15 protein-coding genes are annotated in these 18705 nt (G+C 69.2%); 4 read left to right on the top strand and 11 right to left on the bottom strand.

Going from position 1 to position 18705, the window contains the following annotated elements; translation table 11 throughout:
- Positions 1–22: 22 nt before the first annotated feature.
- From GXK59_RS07830 to hrcA, 3 genes are all read right to left on the bottom strand, one after another.
- Positions 23–817 (bottom strand): 16S rRNA (uracil(1498)-N(3))-methyltransferase, encoded by a 795-nt coding sequence (locus tag GXK59_RS07830; protein ID WP_160665747.1) that lies wholly within the window; start codon positions 815–817, stop codon positions 23–25.
- A 2-nt stretch (positions 818–819) separates the two neighbouring features.
- Positions 820–1947: a molecular chaperone DnaJ gene (gene dnaJ / locus GXK59_RS07825; protein WP_160665745.1), complete on the bottom strand. Its 1128-nt coding sequence runs from the start codon at positions 1945–1947 to the stop codon at positions 820–822.
- Positions 1948–2053: 106 nt separating this feature from the next.
- Entirely contained in the window at positions 2054–3067 is a 1014-nt protein-coding gene (hrcA, locus tag GXK59_RS07820) for a heat-inducible transcriptional repressor HrcA (protein ID WP_160665743.1), read from the bottom strand.
- Between the two features lie 230 nt (positions 3068–3297).
- On the opposite strand from hrcA, the gene GXK59_RS07815 reads away from it, so the two are divergent.
- Entirely contained in the window at positions 3298–4146 is an 849-nt protein-coding gene (locus GXK59_RS07815) for a DUF3097 family protein (protein ID WP_160665742.1), read from the top strand.
- Between the two features lie 144 nt (positions 4147–4290).
- Complete coding sequence (locus tag GXK59_RS07810; RefSeq protein ID WP_160665740.1) at positions 4291–4710, top strand: DUF4870 domain-containing protein; 420 nt, start codon at positions 4291–4293, stop codon at positions 4708–4710.
- A 63-nt stretch (positions 4711–4773) separates the two neighbouring features.
- On the opposite strand, the gene hemW is transcribed toward GXK59_RS07810, so the two are convergent.
- Positions 4774–6012, bottom strand: a complete 1239-nt coding sequence (gene hemW, locus GXK59_RS07805; protein ID WP_160665738.1) for a radical SAM family heme chaperone HemW — start codon at positions 6010–6012, stop codon at positions 4774–4776.
- A gap of 45 nt (positions 6013–6057) precedes the next feature.
- Complete coding sequence (gene lepA, locus GXK59_RS07800) at positions 6058–7911, bottom strand: translation elongation factor 4 (protein WP_160665736.1); 1854 nt, start codon at positions 7909–7911, stop codon at positions 6058–6060.
- Positions 7912–8163: 252 nt separating this feature from the next.
- On the opposite strand from lepA, the gene GXK59_RS07795 reads away from it, so the two are divergent.
- Together GXK59_RS07795 and rpsT are read left to right on the top strand one after the other, a co-directional pair.
- Complete coding sequence (locus tag GXK59_RS07795) at positions 8164–8718, top strand: type II toxin-antitoxin system PemK/MazF family toxin (RefSeq protein ID WP_160665734.1); 555 nt, start codon at positions 8164–8166, stop codon at positions 8716–8718.
- A 174-nt stretch (positions 8719–8892) separates the two neighbouring features.
- Positions 8893–9153, top strand: a complete 261-nt coding sequence (gene rpsT / locus GXK59_RS07790) for a 30S ribosomal protein S20 (RefSeq protein ID WP_024365662.1) — start codon at positions 8893–8895, stop codon at positions 9151–9153.
- A gap of 133 nt (positions 9154–9286) precedes the next feature.
- Here the strand turns inward: rpsT and holA are convergent, their stop codons facing one another.
- From holA to leuS, 6 genes are all read right to left on the bottom strand, one after another.
- Entirely contained in the window at positions 9287–10300 is a 1014-nt protein-coding gene (gene holA, locus GXK59_RS07785; RefSeq protein WP_160665732.1) for a DNA polymerase III subunit delta, read from the bottom strand.
- Positions 10234–11943: a ComEC/Rec2 family competence protein gene (locus GXK59_RS07780; RefSeq protein WP_237393818.1), complete on the bottom strand. Its 1710-nt coding sequence runs from the start codon at positions 11941–11943 to the stop codon at positions 10234–10236. Before GXK59_RS07780 ends, holA begins: the two co-directional genes overlap by 67 nt.
- Positions 11944–12197: 254 nt before the next feature.
- Complete coding sequence (locus GXK59_RS07775; RefSeq protein ID WP_160665728.1) at positions 12198–13061, bottom strand: helix-hairpin-helix domain-containing protein; 864 nt, start codon at positions 13059–13061, stop codon at positions 12198–12200.
- A gap of 112 nt (positions 13062–13173) precedes the next feature.
- Positions 13174–14799, bottom strand: a complete 1626-nt coding sequence (locus GXK59_RS07770) for an HNH endonuclease signature motif containing protein (RefSeq protein WP_160665726.1) — start codon at positions 14797–14799, stop codon at positions 13174–13176.
- Positions 14800–15016: 217 nt separating this feature from the next.
- Entirely contained in the window at positions 15017–16027 is a 1011-nt protein-coding gene (locus GXK59_RS07765; protein ID WP_160665724.1) for a DegV family protein, read from the bottom strand.
- Positions 16028–16141: 114 nt separating this feature from the next.
- Positions 16142–18673, bottom strand: a complete 2532-nt coding sequence (leuS, locus tag GXK59_RS07760) for a leucine--tRNA ligase (RefSeq protein ID WP_160665722.1) — start codon at positions 18671–18673, stop codon at positions 16142–16144.
- Between the last annotated feature and the right edge of the window lie 32 nt (positions 18674–18705).

The following is an 18705-nucleotide window of genomic DNA, read 5'->3' as shown; positions in this document are numbered from 1 at the left end:
CGCGTCTTGGGCTGAACCCGGGCTACCAGCGGCCCAGGATGTCGCTGGCGAGGACCGTCGCGGCGGGACCGGCCGTGGATGAGCGCAGCACATGGTGCCCCAGCAGGGCTGTCACCGCGCCGGCGTCGCAGAGCCTGGTGACTTCCCGCGGGCTGATGCCGCCCTCGGGTCCGACGATCAGCAGCACCTCGCGCCCCCCACCCGGGCCGTCGCTGCCCGAGCCGTCGGCCGGGGCCCCGGAGTGGTGCCAGGCCTCCAGCACCTGCCGCAGCGGACGGACGGCGTCCTCATGCAGGATGATGGCGAGGTCCGCGGCGGCCACTGCCGCCTGCAGGCCGGCGCCGTCGACGGCGGGGCGGACTTCCGGGATCCACGCACGGCGTGCCTGCTTGGCCGCCGCCGTGACGACCGACTGCCACTTGGCGTGGGCCTTGGCCGCACGTTCGGCCTTCCAGCGGACAATCGAGCGTTCGGCCTGCCAGGGCACAACGGCGTCGATCCCCAGTTCGGTGGCTGTCTCCGCGGCGAGCTCGTCCCGGTCGCCTTTCGCGAGGGCCTGGACCAGGACCAGCCGGACCTCCGGCAGGGGCTCCTCGGACAGCCCGGAGCATTCCACCGTCAGCTCGCCGGGCGCGACGGCGGACACGGTGCCGGTCAGCCGCTTCCCGGCGCCGTCGGCGATGTCGACGGCCTCCCCCACACCAAGACGCCTTACCGTGACCGCATGGCGGGCCTCGGGTCCGTCAAGGACGAAGGCGGACCCGGGGGCCAGCCCGTCCAGGGTGCCGGGGGCAGTGAAAAAGACCGGGTTACTCACCGCTACAGGTTGCCGAGCCGGTCCCGGAGCTTCGCGAAGACCCCGCCGCTCGCGGCGAGTTTTCCTTCGGTGAACTGTTCGCCGCGCAGCTTCGCGAGCTGGCGGAGCAGATCCTCCTGGGCGGCGTCGAGCTTGGCGGGGGTGTCGACCTGGAGATGGACCTTGAGGTCGCCACGGCCGTAGCCGCGCAGGTGGGTGACGCCGAGTCCGCGGAGCGTGATGACCTCGCCGGACTGGGTGCCGGCCTTCACATCGATCTCCTGCTGGCCGTCGAAGGTGTCGAGGGTGAGCTCGGTGCCGAGTGCGGCGGCCGTCATGGGGATGTTGAGGCTGGCGTGCAGGTCGTCGCCGTCGCGGACGTAGGTGGCGTCGGTGTTGACCCGGATCTCCACGTAGAGGTCGCCTGCGGGGCCGCCGGCGGGGCCTGCCTCACCCTGCCCGGAGAGCTGGATGCGGGTGCCGGTGGCGACGCCGGCGGGGACCTTGACCGTCAGGGTGCGCCGGCTGCGGATGCGGCCCTGGCCAGCGCATTCGTTGCATGGATCATTGATGACGGTACCGAAGCCCTCGCAGGACCCGCAGGGTGCCGTGGTCATGACCTGGCCGAGGATGGAACGCACGGCGCGCTGGACCTGGCCGGAGCCGCCGCAGATGTCGCAGCGTTCCGGGTGGCTGCCCTCGCGGCAGCACGAGCCCTCACAGGTGGGGCACGTGACGGCGGTGTCGACTTCGAGTTTCTTGTTGACGCCGAAGACGGCGTCGCGGAGGTCGATCCGGACGCTGATGAGGGCGTCCTGGCCGCGGCGGACCCGGGACGCCGGTCCGGCCTGGCCGCCGGCGCCGAAGAAGGTCTCGAAGATGTCCTGGAACGCGAAGCCCTGGCCGGAGTAGCTGCCGCCGCCGAAGCCATTGTCGGTGCCGTTCTCGTTGCCGGTGGTGTCGTAGATCCGGCGCTTCTGCGGATCGGACAGCACCTCGTAGGCGTGCGTGACGGCCTTGAAGCGGTCGGAGGCGTCATCCCCGGGGTTCACGTCCGGGTGGAGGTTGCGCGCCAGCTTGCGGTAAGCCTTCTTGATCTCTTCTCCCGTGGCTTCGCGGGAGACTCCAAGAACGTCGTAATGGCTGCTCAAAGTGTGTATCTCTTCCTTTTTGTACTGCCGGTGGGGCACTGCCTGTTGCGGGCAAGAAGTCTATGTCGGCCCTTCGGGCCGGGCGGTTGCGGGTGGACGCGGCCCGTCAGGGGCCGAGAATCCTTGAAAGGTAGCGTGCGACCGCCCGGACGGCGGCCATGGTGGTCGGATAGTCCATCCGGGTGGGACCCAGCACCCCGACTTTCGCCGTCGCGTCCGGTCCGTAGCCGGTGGCCACCACAGAGGCCTCGGCGAGCCCGTCGTAGGGATTTTCCCGGCCGATGCTGACCGTGACGCCCCGTGGGTCTGCGGCCATGTCGCTCAGCAGGCGGAGCATGACCACCTGTTCCTCGAGGGCTTCCAGGACCGGGCCGATGGTCAGCGGGAAGTCGACGTTGGAGCGGGCCAGGTTGGCGGTTCCGGCCATGACCATCCGCTCCTCGCGGCTGCTGGCGGCCAGGGCCTCGAGGCCTCGGGCCAACGCCTGGGCGGCGTTGCGCCGCGCCGGCGGGCAGCTGCCGATCAGGGACTGCAGGGACTGCGGCAGCAGGTTCAGCGGCGTCCCCGTGAGGCTGCCGAGGAAGCGGGTGCGCAGTTCGGACAGGGCCTCGTCCTGAAGGTCCTGCCCCACGTCGATCACCCGTTGTTCCACCTTGCCGGTGTCCGCGATGAGCACGGCGAGCACCTTGCGGGGGGCGAGCAGGACGAATTCGATGTGCCGCACCTCGGCCCGGCTGAGATGCGGGTACTGCACGACGGCGACCTGGTTGGTCAGCTGGGAAAGCAGCCGCACCGTCCGGTCCAGGACGTCGTCGAGGTCGTCGGAGCCTTCCAGCAGGGCCTGGATGGCGCGGCGTTCCGCCGGCGAAAGTGGCTTGACCGCCGAAATCTGGTCCACGAACAGCCGGTAGCCCTTGTCGGTGGGGATGCGGCCGGCGCTGGTGTGTGGAGCCGTGATGAGGCCCTCATCTTCCAGGGCCGCCATGTCATTGCGGATCGTGGCGCTGGACACGCCGAGCTGGTGCCGCTCCACGAGCGCTTTGGAGCCGACGGGTTCCCGCGAATGGACATAGTCCTCCACGATGGCGCGCAGCACTTCGAGTTTGCGCGGTTCGCTCACGCTCCACCTCCTATCGACTGTCCCGCATCCGGTGCCGCCGCCCGCCAGCCGCTCCGGACACGCAGTGTCCGGACACGCAGCGGTTAGCACTCGACATGCCTAAGTGCTAACCAGTCTAATATGAGTCGCCGCTTTGTTAGCATTGAGTTCGCTCCGGGCGTTCCTCCCGGGGCGCGTGTTTTGGGGCACAGCCCGCAGCAGCAAACCGAGCGCAAAGCAGTGTGTATCCGATGTCGTACCAGAACTGGGGCCCCCAGGACCTGTCCGCCCCCGCCAAGGCCCAGCTGCCTGAAGTGCCCGTGGAGCGCGGAATGGTGCTCGAAGATGTGCAGTCCGGTTGGGTGGGTGCCGTCACCCGCGTGGAGAAGTCCGGCGGGATGCATGTGGTGGCCCTTGAAGACCGCCGCGGCAAGTCCCGGTCCTTCCGCCTCGGTTTCGGCTTCCTGCTGGAGGGCCAGCCGATCCGGCTCTTGCCGCCGGCGCCCCGGTCCGCCGCAGCCGCCGCTGGCACCAGAACAGCGTCCGGCTCCGTCCGGGTGGAGGGCCAGCGCGCCCAGGTCGCCAAAGCGAGCCGGATCTGGGTGGAAGGAAAGCACGACGCCGAACTCGTCGAGAAGGTCTGGGGTGACGACCTCCGGGTGGAGGGCATCGTCGTCGAGCCTCTGCACGGCATTGACGACCTCGCCGGCGCGGTGGCGGCTTTCCGGCCCGGACCCGGGCGCCGGCTGGGCGTGCTGGTGGACCACCTGGTGCCCGACTCCAAGGAATCCAGGATCGCCGCGGCTGTGATGGCCTACCCCGGCGCGGCCGGGAACGTCCTGATCGTCGGCCACCCCTACGTGGACGTCTGGCAGGCGATCCGGCCCGCCGTCCTCGGAATCGAGAAGTGGCCGGTGATCCCCCGCGGCGTGGACTGGAAGACCGGGATCCTGACGGCCTTCGGCTGGCCGCACAGCACCAAGGAGGACATCGGCCTGGGCTGGCAGAAGCTTCTCGGCGCGGTCCGCAACTATGCCGATCTTGAGCCCTCCCTGCTGGGCCGGGTGGAAGAGGTCATCGACTTCCTCACCGTTCCCTGACCGGGGTTGCCGGGCGTCCGCGCCAGCGGGCCGATCCGTGATTCCGCGCCCGAGCAAGTATTCTTGGTACGGCGGCTGCGCTCCCGGCGCAGCCCTGGCACCTGCAGTCACCAACGCACCACCCGCAATCCGAAGGACGACACCGTGGCAGATGACGCACGCGAACACAACGGCAACCAGGCCGGCCATGGCCAGCCCCCGTACCATGGCGTTCCCGCAAATGCGCTGCCGCTCACGGCGAACGAGGACCGGCAGTGGGCCACGCTGGCCCACTTCGGCGGCATCCTGGGCTGTGTTCCCTCGCTGCTGATTTACCTGATCTTCAAGGACCGCGGCCCGTTCACGGCGCAGGAGTCCAAGGAAGCCCTCAACTTCACGCTGCCCCCCACGGTTGCTGCCGTGCTGTGCAACCTGCTGGTCTTCGTGCCAGTGGTGGGCAACATCTTCGCCGTTCTAGCCACGGTCATCTGGATTGCCGTGACGTGCTTCTCGGTCGCGGCCGGCATCCACGTCAACCGCGGCCAGCCGCACCGCTACGAGTTCAACCTCCGCTGGATCAAGTAGCGCGGCAGCTCCTGCCCTGAGCTGCCCTGCCGGGGCCGGGTCACGTCAGTCCGGCAGGCGGGGTCAGTCCGGCAGGATCCTGCGGACCACGGCGTCCGCGAGCAGCCGGCCCTTGAGCGTCAGGACGAGGGTGCCGCGGAAGGCCGCCACGGGGTCAACGAGGCCGTCCGCGATGAGTCCGGCGACGGCGTGCCGTCCGGTGTCCCCCAGTCCGCCCAGGCTGGCTATTTCCAGCCCCGAGTTCAGCCGGGCTTCGAGCATGACGCGCTCGACGTTCCGGGTCCCGGAGTCAAGGGTCTCCCGGCCGGCGGCAGGCGAGAGCCCGGAACCCAGGCGGTTGGCATAGGCGGTGGGGTGCTTGACGTTCCACCAGCGCACGCCGCCCACGTGGGAGTGGGCGCCGGGGCCGATCCCCCACCAGTCGTCGCCCCGCCAGTAGGCGAGGTTGTGGCGGCAGGCCTGCTCCGGGCTGCGGGACCAGTTGCTGACCTCGTACCAGGACAGCCCCGCGGCGGAGATGAGTCCGTCGGCGAGTTCGTATTTGGCCGCGTGGTCGTCGTCGTCGATTCCCGGCACCTCGCCGCGGCGGATCTGCGCGGCAAGCTTGGTGCCTTCCTCGACGATCAGCGCATAGGCGCTGATGTGGTCTGGTTGGTACGACAGGGCAGTCTCCAGCGAGTAGCGCCAGTCCGCCAGCGACTCCCCCGGCGTTCCGTAGATCAGGTCGAGGCTGACGTCGAGGCCGGCCTCCCTGGCCCACCCGACGGCCTGGGGCACCCGGCTGGGGGTGTGGGTGCGGTCCAGCACCTTGAGGACATGCGGCACCGCCGACTGCATGCCGAAGGACACCCTGGTGAAACCGGCGTCGGCGAGCAGCTGCAGGGATTCGGGCGTGACCGAGTCCGGGTTCGCCTCCGTGGTGACCTCGGCGCCCGGCTCGAGGCCCCACGCTCCGATGGCGGTGGTGAGAATGCGGGCCAGGTCCTCAGCCGGGAGCAGAGTGGGTGTTCCGCCGCCGAAAAAGACCGTGCTGAGCGGGCGTGCCGGCAGGCCGCTGTTCGTCAGGACCGCCGCTGCGAAGCCTACTTCGGCGATGGCGGTGCCGGCGTAGGCGTCCTGCGAGGCCCCGCCGCCAAGCTCCGTGGCGGTGTAGGTGTTGAAATCGCAGTAGCCGCAGCGCACGGCACAGAACGGGATATGCACGTACAGCCCAAAGGCGCGGGCCGCGGCGCCCTCCAGCGCCTGGCCGGGCAGCAGTCCGTCCGGCGGCGCCGGGTCGCCCAGCGGCAGGGCGCTAGGCACCGGCCGGGCCCGCCTGGAGAACAGCAACAGTCATTTCCGGCACCGTTACTTCTTGGCCTTGTCCTTGGATTCGTCCGTGGTGAGGGCGGCGATGAAGGCTTCCTGCGGGACCTCGACGCGTCCCACCATCTTCATGCGCTTCTTGCCTTCCTTCTGCTTCTCCAGCAGTTTGCGCTTCCGGGTGATGTCACCGCCGTAGCACTTGGCCAGGACATCCTTGCGGATGGCCCGGATGCTCTCGCGGGCGATGATCCGGGAGCCGATGGCCGCCTGGATGGGGACCTCGAACTGCTGGCGGGGAATCAGTTCGCGCAGCTTGCCCGTCATCATCACACCGTAGGCGTAGGCCTTGTCCCGGTGGGTGATGGCAGAGAAGGCATCCACCTGCTCGCCCTGGAGCATGATGTCCACCTTGACCAGGTCGGCCACCTGCTCGCCGTCGGCCTTCCAGTCCAGCGAGCCGTAGCCGCGGGTCTTGGATTTGAGGATGTCGAAGAAGTCGAAGACGATTTCGGCCAGCGGCAGGCGGTACCGGATTTCCACCCGGTCCTCCGAGAGATAGTCCATGCCGCCCATGACGCCGCGCCGGCTTTGGCACAGCTCCATGATGGCGCCGACAAACTCGTTCGGCGCAAGGATGGTGGCGGAGACCATCGGCTCGCGGACCTCAGCGATTTTGCCGCTTGGGTATTCGCTGGGGTTCGTGACGTGGACGACCTTCTTGTCCTCCAGCGTCACCTCGTATTCCACGTTCGGGGCGGTGGAGATCAGGTCCAGGTTGTATTCGCGTTCGAGCCGCTCACGGGTGATTTCCAGGTGCAGCAGGCCCAGGAATCCGACCCGGAAGCCGAAGCCCAGCGCCGCGGACGTCTCGGGCTCATAGACCAGCGCAGCGTCGTTGAGCATCAGTTTCTCGAGTGCATCGCGGAGCACCGGATAGTCCGTGCCGTCCAGGGGATACAGGCCGGAGAACACCATCGGCTTGGCATCGGCATAGCCGGGGAGGGATTCCGTGGCGGGCTTGGCCAGGTTGGTGACGGTGTCGCCCACCTTGGACAGGCGGACGTCCTTGACACCGGTGATGAGGTAGCCCACTTCGCCGACGCCGAGGCCCTTGGAGGGGGTGGGCTCCGGGGAGCTGACACCGATCTCGAGGAGTTCGTGCGTGGCACGGGTGGACATCATCTGGATGCGTTCGCGGGGGTGCAGCATGCCGTCGACCACGCGGACGTAGGTGACCACACCGCGGTAGGTGTCGTAGACGGAGTCGAAGATCATGGCCCGGGCGGGCGCGTTGGGGTCGCCCACGGGGGCCGGCAGGTCGCGGACGATCTTGTCCAGCAGAACCTCGACGCCCATGCCGGTCTTGCCGGAGACGCGGAGCACGTCGTCGGGGTCGCCGCCGATCAGGTTGGCGAGTTCCGCGGCGTACTTTTCGGGCTGGGCGGCCGGGAGGTCGATTTTATTCAGGACCGGAATGATCGTGAGGTTGTTTTCCATCGCCAGGTAGAGGTTGGCGAGGGTCTGCGCCTCGATGCCCTGGGCCGCGTCCACGAGCAGCACCGCGCCTTCGCAGGCCGCGAGCGAGCGGGAGACCTCGTAGGTGAAGTCGACGTGTCCGGGAGTGTCGATCATGTTCAGCGCGTAGCTGATGCCGTCGAGCTCCCAGGGCATACGGACTGCCTGGGACTTGATGGTGATGCCGCGTTCGCGCTCAATGTCCATGCGGTCCAGGTACTGGGCCTTCATGTCACGGGACTGGACAACGCCGGTGTACTGGAGCATCCGGTCGGCCAGTGTGGATTTGCCGTGGTCAATGTGCGCAATGATGCAGAAGTTCCGGATGATGGCCGGATCTGTTGCGGCGGGCACCGGGGCGGTGCGGGCCATGGGAGACACGCAGGGTCCTTACTGTTGGCTTTTTCCACGGACCATCGCTGTGGCTGGTTTCCCATCCTGCGACGTGCCGCATAGCTGAACCTATAGTCTCCCACGTCCGGACCCGTGGAAGTGCATCCCCGCCTTCAATGGCTGCACCGAATTGCCGCGACAATTCCCACCCTCGAGGCACGCCGGGAAGCGCGGCCCCCTCGGCCGCTGCCCTGCTGCGGCCCGCTGCCTGCCTGGGCGGGGTGCCGGTATGGTTTCCCCATGGCTTGGAACTTACGCTCGATCGGCAATGCAGTCCGCAGTACTCTGCGCTTCCTGGAGGGGCGCACCGGCTCCGCACCCGGCAGCTCCGGCCGGGCCCGGCCGGCCGGCACAACAGCGAAGTCCGGGCAACGCCCCGCCGCCGGCCTGAACGGCAGCTACCCCGGAGACTTCCGCGGAACAGCAAAAGTCAGCTACGCCCCGTCCCCCAACGGCCGACCCGAACCGGGCGAAGTCGTCTGGACCTGGGTGCCGTATGAAGAGGACCACTCACGGGGCAAAGACCGCCCGGTGCTGCTCGTGGGCACCAGCGGCCGCTTTCTGCTGGGCCTCATGCTGACCAGCAAGGACCACGACGGCGACCCGCGCCGGGCAGACGACTACGTTGACATCGGCACCGGCCCCTGGGACCGGCAATGGCGCCCCAGTGAAGCGAAACTGGACCGCATCCTGCAGATCAACCCGCAGGACGTCCGGCGCGAGGGCGCCATCCTCGACGCCGGAAGCTTCAGCGTCGTCGCCGCCGCCCTGCAGACACGCCACGGGTGGCGCTGACCGGCGGCTCAATCGCCACCCTGCCGGCGTCTCTGCTACTATTGACAGCTGTGTGTCCGTGCAGGTCGACGGCCACAGATGGTTGGTCGCCATAGGTATCCCCACGCCGCTCAGTCAATGGCCAATCTGAAAGCCCTCTAGACCATTTTCCGCATTGAAAAAGAGAGTTCACACGTGGCTAATATCAAGTCCCAGAAGAAGCGCATCCTCACCAACGAGAAGGCTCGCCTGCGCAACAACGCAGTCAAGTCCGAGCTGAAGACGGCCATCCGCGCCGTCAACACCGCCGTTGAGTCCACCGACAAGGATGCTGCGGCTGCCGCACTGCTTTCTGCCAGCCGCAAGCTGGACAAGGCTGTCAGCAAGGGCGTTCTCCACAAGAACAACGCCGCAAACCGCAAGTCGGCCATCTCCAAGAAGGTCAACGCGCTCTAAAGCTTTCCAGTTCACTTGAACTGATGATTGTGGCCGGCACCCTCGGGTGCCGGCCACTTCCAGTTAAGCCGCAAACTGGCATGCAGCGGCGCCCGCCAGGCGAGGCACCGGAACCGGCGCTGCAGGACCAGCGTCAGCGGCGCACCGACGTCGCAATCACCGTTACGGCGTGTTCGACGGCGTAGACCGGGTCCCGGGACAGGCCTTTGACCTGGGCATCAGCCTCGGCGGTCACCTGGATGGACCGGACGAGACCCTCAGGGGTCCAGCGCCGGACCTCCCGCTGCGCCTGCTCGACCAGCCAGGGCTGCATGCCCAGTTGCTTGGCAATCTGGGACGATGATCCCTGGGCGCCGGCCACCTTGGCCAGGGTGCGGAGCTTCGAGGCCAGCGCGGCCACAAGCGGAACCGGGTCCGCCCCCGTATCGAGGGCGTGGCGGAGGGTGGAAAGAGCCAGCGGGGCGTTCCCGGCCATCGCGGCGTCCGCCACTTTGAAGGCGGTGGCTTCCACCCGGCCGCCGTAGTACCGGTCCACCATGGCGGAGTCCACCGCGGTGGCGGCATCGGCGATCAGTTGGCTGCAGGCGGCCGCCAATTCGGCCAGGTGGGCGCCGACGGCGTTGACCAGGGCGTGCACGGCGTCGGGTTCGATGCGCCGGGACGCGGCCTTGAACTCGTTCGTCACGAAGGCGATCTTGTCCGCGTCCTTCTTCAGGGGCTGGCAGTCGACCACAGGCCATCCGCCGGCTTTGATGGCGTCCAGGAGTTTCTTGCCGCGCACGCCACCGCTATGGCGGAGGACCAGCACGGCGTCGGGCTCGGGCCGGGCGAGGTACTTCAGTCCGTCGGCCAGGAAGGCATCGTTCATGCCCTCCAGCCCTTCCACCTCAATGAGCTTCTGCTCGCCGAAGAGGGACGGGCTGACGTTCATGGCAAGGGAGCCCGGCTCGTAGTTGCCGGCATTGAGCCGGGTGACTTCGACGTCGGGGGCTGCGGCGCGGACCTGCGCCCGGATGCGGTCCATGGCGCGGGAACCCAGGTAGTCTTCCGGCCCGCCGACCAGCACGACGGCGGCCGGGGTCACATCGCGCCAGGTGGCGGTGTTCGATGCCGCGGGCCGGGCGCGTGGGGTCTGGGCAGCAGCCACTGAGGTTTCCTCCCGGAAGATTGTGTGCAGACTCTAAGCCTGCCACGGCCTGGGCGGTGCACCAAGCCGGGCCGGCGCCCTCCCGGCGGTACCCGCCGGACCTCACCGCGCGGCGGCATCCGGTTGAGCAGGGCCACCGTCCGCTCATGCGCCGCGAGGGCCAGCCCGACCGTGCGGTCCGGGTGGAAGGCCAGCCAGCAGGCGGCCAGGGCGGAGGCGGAGAAGAGTGTCATAGTGGCAGCGCCAAATGCCCCTTCCGGCCATGGCAGGACGGCGCCGGGCAGGCGGGCGAAAAAGCGGGCGGTTCCTCCCACCCCGTTGGTGAAGGCGGCAGCGACGGCCAGCGGCACGGCTGCGAGGTCCGGGGCGAGCGGCACCAGCGGCACGGCCGCGGTCCCCAGCAGCGTGACCGGGGCAACAAGGATGGCGGCGGCGATGTTGGCCGGCAGGGCATAGGCCGGGAACTGCGGCTGCAGCAGGACGATCACCGGCCCGCAGAAAGCCTGTGCGGACAGCGGAACCGCGACTCCCGCGGCCACCCAGCGCGGCACCGCTGCCGGGAACCACGCCATGATCGGCCGGCCCGTCACCACGATGCCGAGGGTCGCAAGCACGGAGAGCAGGAATCCGAAGCTGGTGGCAAGCCCGGGTTGTGCCAGCACGAGTCCGGTCACGGCAAGGCACAGGAGGCTCAAGCCCCGCCCGGGCCGGCCGCCGGCCAGGGCCGCGAGCCCAATGGCGCCCATCACGGCGGCGCGCAGGACGCTGGAGTCCGGGCCAACCATCAGGACGAACAGGCCGAGCCCAACGAGGCAGAGGGTCGAAGTGAACGCCCGGTTGAGCCGCAGGCTGCGCGCAGCCAGCAGGAGAGCGCCCAGGATGACGCTGCAGTTGGCGCCGCTGACTGCTGTCAGGTGGGTCATCCCGACGGATTTCATGGCCGTGTCCAGCTCCGCATCCAGGGAGCTGGTGTCGCCGGTGACCATACCCGGCAGGAGTCCCCGGGCATCTCCGTCGAGTTGTCCTGCGGCATGGGTGAAACGGCTGCGGAGGTCCGCCGGGCCGCGCTGCCAGGGGCCCGGTGTTCCGACCGCGAGCGGGGTCGAACTTGCCGACAGGACCGCCGCTTCGGACTGGCCCGGCCCGGAAGGCTTGAGTTTGCCGGTGGTACGGATCCGTTGCCCGGGGATGGCGTGCTCCCAGCCGGGCCCGCCCAGGACCAGCAGCCTGGCCGGCGTGTGCACCCGGCGCGCGTCGAAGGTCATGTCGATCAGTGTGACCGGCACGGCCCACCGGTCCGCCAGTCCGGAATTCCCCGGCTTCGTGAGCGGCCGCGGCGTCCCCGTTACCTCCACGTCCGCCGCGATGGCTGTTTCCGCCGCGGCGGCGTCCGACACAGCGCCCGCGCGCCCCAGGGCGGCGTCCGCGGCGGCGTGCCCGCCCGCTGCGGCGGCGAGAAGGAATGCCGCGGCCAGCGTCGCGAGGAAGCTTCGCGCGCGCCGCCCCTCCAACACTTCCGCCCTGGCCTTAGACGACGCCCGCAGCAGGAGCATACCGGCGCCCGCCGCGAAGCTGACGCAGAGCGCCGCCCACGCCACCGGTGGGAGGAGATGCCCCGCCGCGGCCGTCGCCCAGACCAACACGGCCGCGGGAACCAAACGCACATCGGTTCGGCGCGGGGTTTGTTCCCGGCCCGAGGTGGACCGCGCCAGGACCGCGAAGGACGCAACCCGGTCTGGGAACCGCGGGCGGCGGTGCCGCTGCCGTGTGGCCTGCCGGAGGCCCGGCCCTGCCCCCGGCAGCCCCGCTTCCGGATGGTTCCCGGGAGTCCGCCCGACCGCAGCGTCAATATAGCGTTGCCAGCGACTGGTCCGCTCCACGTCCGGCCCCACCGCCCTCAGACCTGGACCAGGGGCAGCAGGGCTTCGAGCATCTTTGCTCCCACCCCATCCACGGCGTCCAGCTCCTCAACCCGCTGGAAGCGGCCATGCTCGGTGCGCCAGTCCACGATCCGCTGGGCCAACACCGGCCCGATGCGCGGAAGGCTCGCCAGTTCGTCGACGCCGGCAGTGTTCAGGTTGATTTTCCCTCCGGCTGGGGACCCGGCCGCGCCCGCCGGGCCGCCCCCGGCGTCACCAGCCGGAGCAGACCCGGCCGGAACGGTTTCACCGTGCCTCGGCACGAGGACTTTCTGCCCGTCCTCGAGGATGGCCGCGAGATTGAGCTGGTCCGGGTCCGCGTCCGGCGCACCGCCTCCCGCCGCCGCGATGGCCTCGTGCAGGCGGCTCCCCTGTGGCAGTTCCACGATTCCGGCGCGGACAACCGCGCCGGCCACGTGCACGATGATTCTTGCGGGGGCACGGTCACCGCTGCCGCCGGGAGCGGTGACCGTGCCGGCCGTGCTGGCCGTGGGCCCGGTGTCGGGTTCCGGGACGGTAGCTTCGCCGATTTCCGAGCTGTTGACGGAGCTGATTGGGCTGACGGCCGCTGGGACGTTGGCAGCCTGCCACCAGAACCAGCCCTGGAGCACCAAAGACGCCAGGCACAGCAGCGTGGCAGCCCGCCGGCCGGTGCGCCACCGGATACGGGGCCCTCGGCGGCCCGCCGGATCGTCCGGAGTGCGCTGGCCCTCGGCCAAGGAAACCGGCGGCGGTTCCCCGAGCAGGCCGGCCCTCCTTCTGGTCCCGGATACGGGCGACAGCCTGCGGCCGGCCTGGTCCGGTTGGACGCTGGGTGGGTAGTCGGGATCGTGGCGCGGCATGCGCCCATCGTACGAAGCTTCGGGGTCGCTGCTCAGGGCCGGCCGGTCCTATGTGGAAACTGAAGGAAGTGCGCGCAGAGTCGATACGACGTTTGCAGTTCTCCCCCGTCGATCAGAGCGCTTCGACCAGGAAGTATTCCAGGACGGATTCGTCGAAGGGCTGCAGCCAGTCCGAGGCGCGGTTGTCTGCGGCGCGGAATGTGTGCCCGGCCGTGAACAGGTGCCAGTCCGGGAAGGGGTCGGGCGGCAGTTCGGAATCGGGATCAGGGCCGGGATCCTCGGGCTGTTCCCAGCCCAGGAGCCCGTTCGTTTCCAGGATGCCGGGTGGCCAGTGGGGTGGTTCCCAGTCCTGTTGCTCGCTGGGGTAGTGCCTTCCGGATGGTGAGGTCCAGCCGGGCGGTGCGTCTTTGCTGGCCCCGGCCGGTGTCCAGGCCGAGGAGTGTTTCAGGCCGTGATGTTTGCGGCACGGCTGGCCGAGGTTGGAGATCCCGGTGGTGCCACCGTCGGCCCAGGCCAGGAGATGGTCGGCGTCGTTGTCCAGGAACTGGTTGTTGCAGCCCGGGAACGGGCACTTCCCGTCGCGGAGCCGCAGCCACTGCCGCACTGCCTTCGGCACCCGGTAGCTGGACCGGCCGATTTCCAGCGGCGCCCCGTCCCGCGGATCCACCAGGACCCGGTAGAACGAATCCGCGCCTTCGGCGATGAGGCGGCGGGCCATCGAGGGCGGGATCGGCCCGTACCCGTCCAGGACCGCCGGTTCCTCACCCGCGCCGAGCAGGGACAGGACGGGGACGGTGATCAGGACCTGCGCCCGCGGCGACGGCACACCCCCGCCCGCCACTTCGCCGTCGGCGAGTCCGCTGGTGAGCAGCCAGGTCGCGGCGATGTCGGCGCGGAGCTGGGTGAGGGTCCGCACCTCGTCCGGGCCTTGGAGGGCCCGGGCGGCGGCGGTGGTCCGGTCCCAGATCCCCGCCGCGGTATCGGCCGGCAGGTACGCGGAGAACCAGGCCATCCCGTCGGAGTCCGGGCGGTACTCGACCCGCCGGTCCGCAGCGCTCTTGGTGTGGCGTGTTTCGATGCTGTCCCGGTGGTGGCGTTCCCGCCAGGTGCGGGCCTTGGCCCGGAACCGTGACGGAACCAGTTCCCCGGCCGGGCAGCCCCGGGCCGGGTCCGGTGCGGCCGGGTCCAGGAAGTGCGCTTCCAGCCCGGCCGCCCCGGCCGGGTCCAGGCCGGAGGTTTCGTCGACGATGATCCGGGCGTGCGCCCACGAAATGGTCCCTGCCGTGAGTGCCGCGAGGGTCAGCGGCAAACCCCTCGTCAGCGCCTGGCAGTCGGACACGAAGGCACCTGCGGTCCGTTCGCTCACGGTCAGGACACAGGCGACCTCAGCCGTCACCGCCATCTCCTGGCACTTGGCATCGTGCGGTGCCACCGCCGGTGCCGCCACAGCTTCGGTGGCCCGCAGATAGGTAGCGGCCAGCCTGACCTTCAACGCCGCGGCCCGCGCCTCCCACCGGGCGACCTCGGCCAGCCCGTCCAGGCAATCATCCGCCAGTTCCCGCAACGGATCGGCATCCCGGCGGACACTGGCGCCGGGCGGGCCAGCGTCACCCGCCCCGGACGGACCACCGCCGTCAGCGTCAGCGCAGGCCCCAGTGACGGAATCCAGCACCGCAGTCAACACCCCGACGCCCGCCAGGGCCGCCCTGCCGTCGGCACTCCAGCCCGTGCTTTCCATACACCCAAACTAGCGCGCACCTCCGACACTTTTCACGAACCCGGCAGGGCCGCGGGACGCCAGCCCGGACGGCTCCCGAAGACGGGGTTGCCGAAGCCAGAAAGGTTGCCTCAAAGGCGAGATTGTTGGACCAACTCGCTCGGCAGGAGGCCGGCCACGTTGGTCCCTGCGCCTCGGCAAATGGCGGCGCATGGAGGCCACCAAATCCGGTGCCTGCCTATGACAGCGCTGACGTCTCCGGGCCTGCGGGGGCGCCGCTCTCCCCCACGACCACTGCCAGCACACCGAGCCCGGCATGGGCCGCCAGCACGGCCGGAAGCGCGCTGATCTGCACGGGCGGACTGCCGGGAACCGCCGCGGCCAGCTCCAACGCCAGCTGTTCAGCCTCGGCCGGGTTGCCGAAATGGTGCACGGCGATCCTGGCCAGCCCCGCGGCCCGTCCGGCGGCGTCCGCCACGGCGATTTCCTTGAGCCGCGCGATGGCCTTGGCCGCGGACCGCACCTTCTCCAGCGGCACCACCTTGCCGTCCTCGACCGCGAGAATGGGCTTGATCGCGAACATGGTCCCCCAGAGCGAGGCCGCGGCGCCGATGCGTCCGCCCCGCCGCAGCTGTTCCAGGCTCGGCACGTAGAAGTACACCTTGGTACGGGCCAACCCCTGCTCGGCCGCCTCCCGCACATCTGCCGCTGCCCTGCCGTACGCCGCAGCGCCAACGGCGTTCTGGACCGCCATCCCCTGCGCCATGCCGACGGTCCGGGAGTCCAGGACCTCCACCGGGATGCCCACCCGGGCGGCGGCGAGCCGGGCCGAATCGACCGTTCCGGACAGGTCACCGGAAATGTGGAGCGACACAACGGATTCAAAGCCATGCCGCTGGGCTGCCAGGTAGGCCTGTTCGAACTGGCCGGGTGAAGGCCGCGAGGTCTTGACCGGCGTCCCGCTCGCCAGGGCCAGGGCCAGGGCAATCGTGTCGGTGATGTCGTCCTCACCCTCGCCGTAAATCTCCGCACCCACCATCACGGGCATGGGGACCACCGTGAGCCGCCCGTCGACGGAGACGGTACGAACCCAGTCAGCCGGCAGTGCCGCAGCGGAGTCGGTAACGACGGCCGTCCGGACGACGGCGGCCGGTCCCGTAACGGGGGCCGCTGGGGATGGCCTGGCCTGGCGGAACCCGCTGAGGCGCTCCTTCAGCCACGGCCACCCCGCGGGGTCGCGGTGGGGCACGAAGCACCTCCTGCTGTCTGCACGTGCTGTCGGGACACGCTGTGGCGGCCGGCCGCCGGTTCACCCCGGCGGCCGGTTCCTGGATTGAGCCGATTCCTGGCTCGACCTGCCCGGCTAGGCCGGGACGATGTTGACCAGTTTAGGCGCCCGCACGATCACGGTGCGGATCCCGCGCCCGTCGAGGGCACGCTGGACGTTTTCCGAGGCCAGCGCCAGTTCCCGCAGGTCGTCCTCGCTGATCTCCGGCGAGACTTCCAGGCGGTCGCGCACTTTGCCCTGGACCTGGACGACGGCGGTCACCGTGTCCTGCACCAGGAGGGCCTCGTCGTGCGTCGGCCAGCCGGCGTTGGCCACCGAGGCGGGGTGCCCCAGCACGTTCCAGAGATCCTCGGCCGTGTAGGGCGCGAACAGGCTCAGGATGACCGCGACGGTCTCGACGGCTTCACGGACGGCCGGATCTGCACCGCCCGCGCCGCCGGCTGCATCTATGGTTTTGCGGGTCGCGTTGACCAGTTCCATCAGCTTGGCCACGACCACATTGAACTTGTTGTGGTCCAGCAGCGCCTCCGCGTCGGCGATCGTGCGGTGCGTAACGGTGCGGAGGGCCCTGTCGCCGGTGGCGTAGTCAACGCCCGGCGCGCTGGTGACGTCCTGTCCCAGCCGCCAGGCGCGGGCCAGGAACTTTGCGGAGCCCGACGGCGACACGTCGGCCCAGTCGACGTCGTCCTCCGGCGGGGAGGCGAAGATCATGGTGAGCCGGACGGCGTCGACGCCGTACTTGTCCAGTTGCTCGCCCAGGTCAACACCGTTGCCCAGGGACTTGCTCATGGCCTTGCCGCCGTTGAGCACCTGGCCCTGGTTCAGCAGGGCGCTGAACGGTTCGTCGGCCTCGATCATGCCGAGGTCGTGGATGACCTTGGTGAAGAAGCGGGCGTAGAGCAGGTGCAGGATGGCGTGCTCGACGCCGCCGACGTACTGGCCGACCGGCATCCAGTCGTTGATCTTGGCGGGATCGAACGGACCCTGCGTGTACTGCGGGGAAACGAAGCGCAGGAAGTACCAGGAGGAATCCACGAAGGTGTCCATGGTGTCGGTGTCGCGCTTGGCCGGCCCGTGGCAGCTGGGGCAATCGACGTTGACCCAGCTTTCGACGGCGGCCAGCGGCGACGTGCCCTTCGGGGACAGGTCCTCGCCGCGCAGGTCGGCCGGCAGCGTGACAGGCAGCTGGTCGTCCGGGACCGGGACTTCCCCGCAGGACGGGCAGTGGATGATCGGGATCGGGGTGCCCCAGAAGCGCTGCCGGCTGAGCAGCCAGTCGCGCAGGCGGAAGTTTACGAACTTCTCGCCCGTGCCCTGCTGCTTCAGGATCTCGATGGCGGCCGGGATGGCTTCTGCCTTGGGCAGTCCGTCCAGGGCGCCGGAGTTGATCAGGGTTCCCTCGCCCGAGGTCGCGGTACCGCTGACTGCGGGATCTTCCTCGCCCGTGTCCAGCACGGCGCGGACCGGCAGGTCGAAGGTGCGGGCGAAGTCGAGGTCGCGCTGGTCATGGGCCGGGACGGCCATGATGGCGCCGGTGCCGTAGTCGGCCAGCACGTAGTCGGCCGCCCACACGGGCAGCTTCTCGCCGTTCAGCGGGTTGATGGCGTACCGGCCGGTGAAGACGCCGGTCTTCTCCCGTTCGGTGGACTGGCGTTCGATTTCAGAGAGCGCCTTGACCTGTTCGCGGTAGGCGTCCAGGGCCGCGGCGTGTTCCTCCGTGACCAGTTCGACGGCGATCGAAGCGTCGGCGGCGACGACGAAGAACGTCGCGCCGTACAGGGTGTCCGGGCGGGTGGTGAACACCGTGACGTCCTTGGCGGGCTTGCCGCTGTCGGCCTCGATCACGAAGGTGACGTGCGCGCCCTCGGACCGGCCGATCCAGTTCTTCTGCATGGCCAGGACGCGTTCGGGCCAGTGGCCGCGCAGTTCGTCCATGTCATCGAGCAGCCGGTCGGCGTAGTCGGTGATCTTGAAGTACCACTGGTTCAGCGACTTCTTGGTGACCGGGGTGCCGCAGCGCTCACACGCACCGTTGACCACCTGTTCGTTGGCCAGCACCGTCTGGTCCTTGGGGCACCAGTTGACCGGGGAATTCTTGCGGTAGGCCAGGCCGCGCTCGTAGAAGCGGGTGAAGAGCCACTGGGTCCAGCGGTAGTACTCCGGGTCGGAGGTGTGGATCCGGCGGGACCAGTCGGCAGAGATGGCGTAGCGCTTGAACGACGCCGCCTGGGTGTCGATGTTGGCGTAGGTCCACTCGCTGGGGTGGGCGTTGCGCTTGATGGCAGCGTTCTCGGCGGGCAGCCCGAAGGAGTCCCAGCCGATCGGGTGCAGCACGTCGTAGCCCTGCTGGCGGAGGTAACGCGCGACGACGTCGCCCATGGCGAACGCCTCGGCGTGGCCCATGTGCAGATCGCCCGAGGGGTACGGGAACATGTCCAGCACATACCGCCGCTCCTTCGAACCGTCGTCGACGGGCGTGAAGACCTTGAGGTCTTCCCAGACCTGCGGCCACTTGGCTTCCATGGCCGCGAAGCTGTAGGCACCCTCTTCGGGGGTCTGCGCTGCGACTGCTGCTGTTCCGGTCTCTGTCTCCGGCTGAACGCTCACTGCTGGCCTCTTCTGTTCTGTCAAGCCTTATG

This window comes from Pseudarthrobacter sp. ATCC 49987 (assembly GCF_009928425.1).
In the GTDB taxonomy this organism is placed as follows: Bacteria; Actinomycetota; Actinomycetes; order Actinomycetales; family Micrococcaceae; genus Arthrobacter.
Note: the sequence above shows the minus strand (reverse complement) of the source record. Positions and strands in the feature narration are given on the sequence as shown.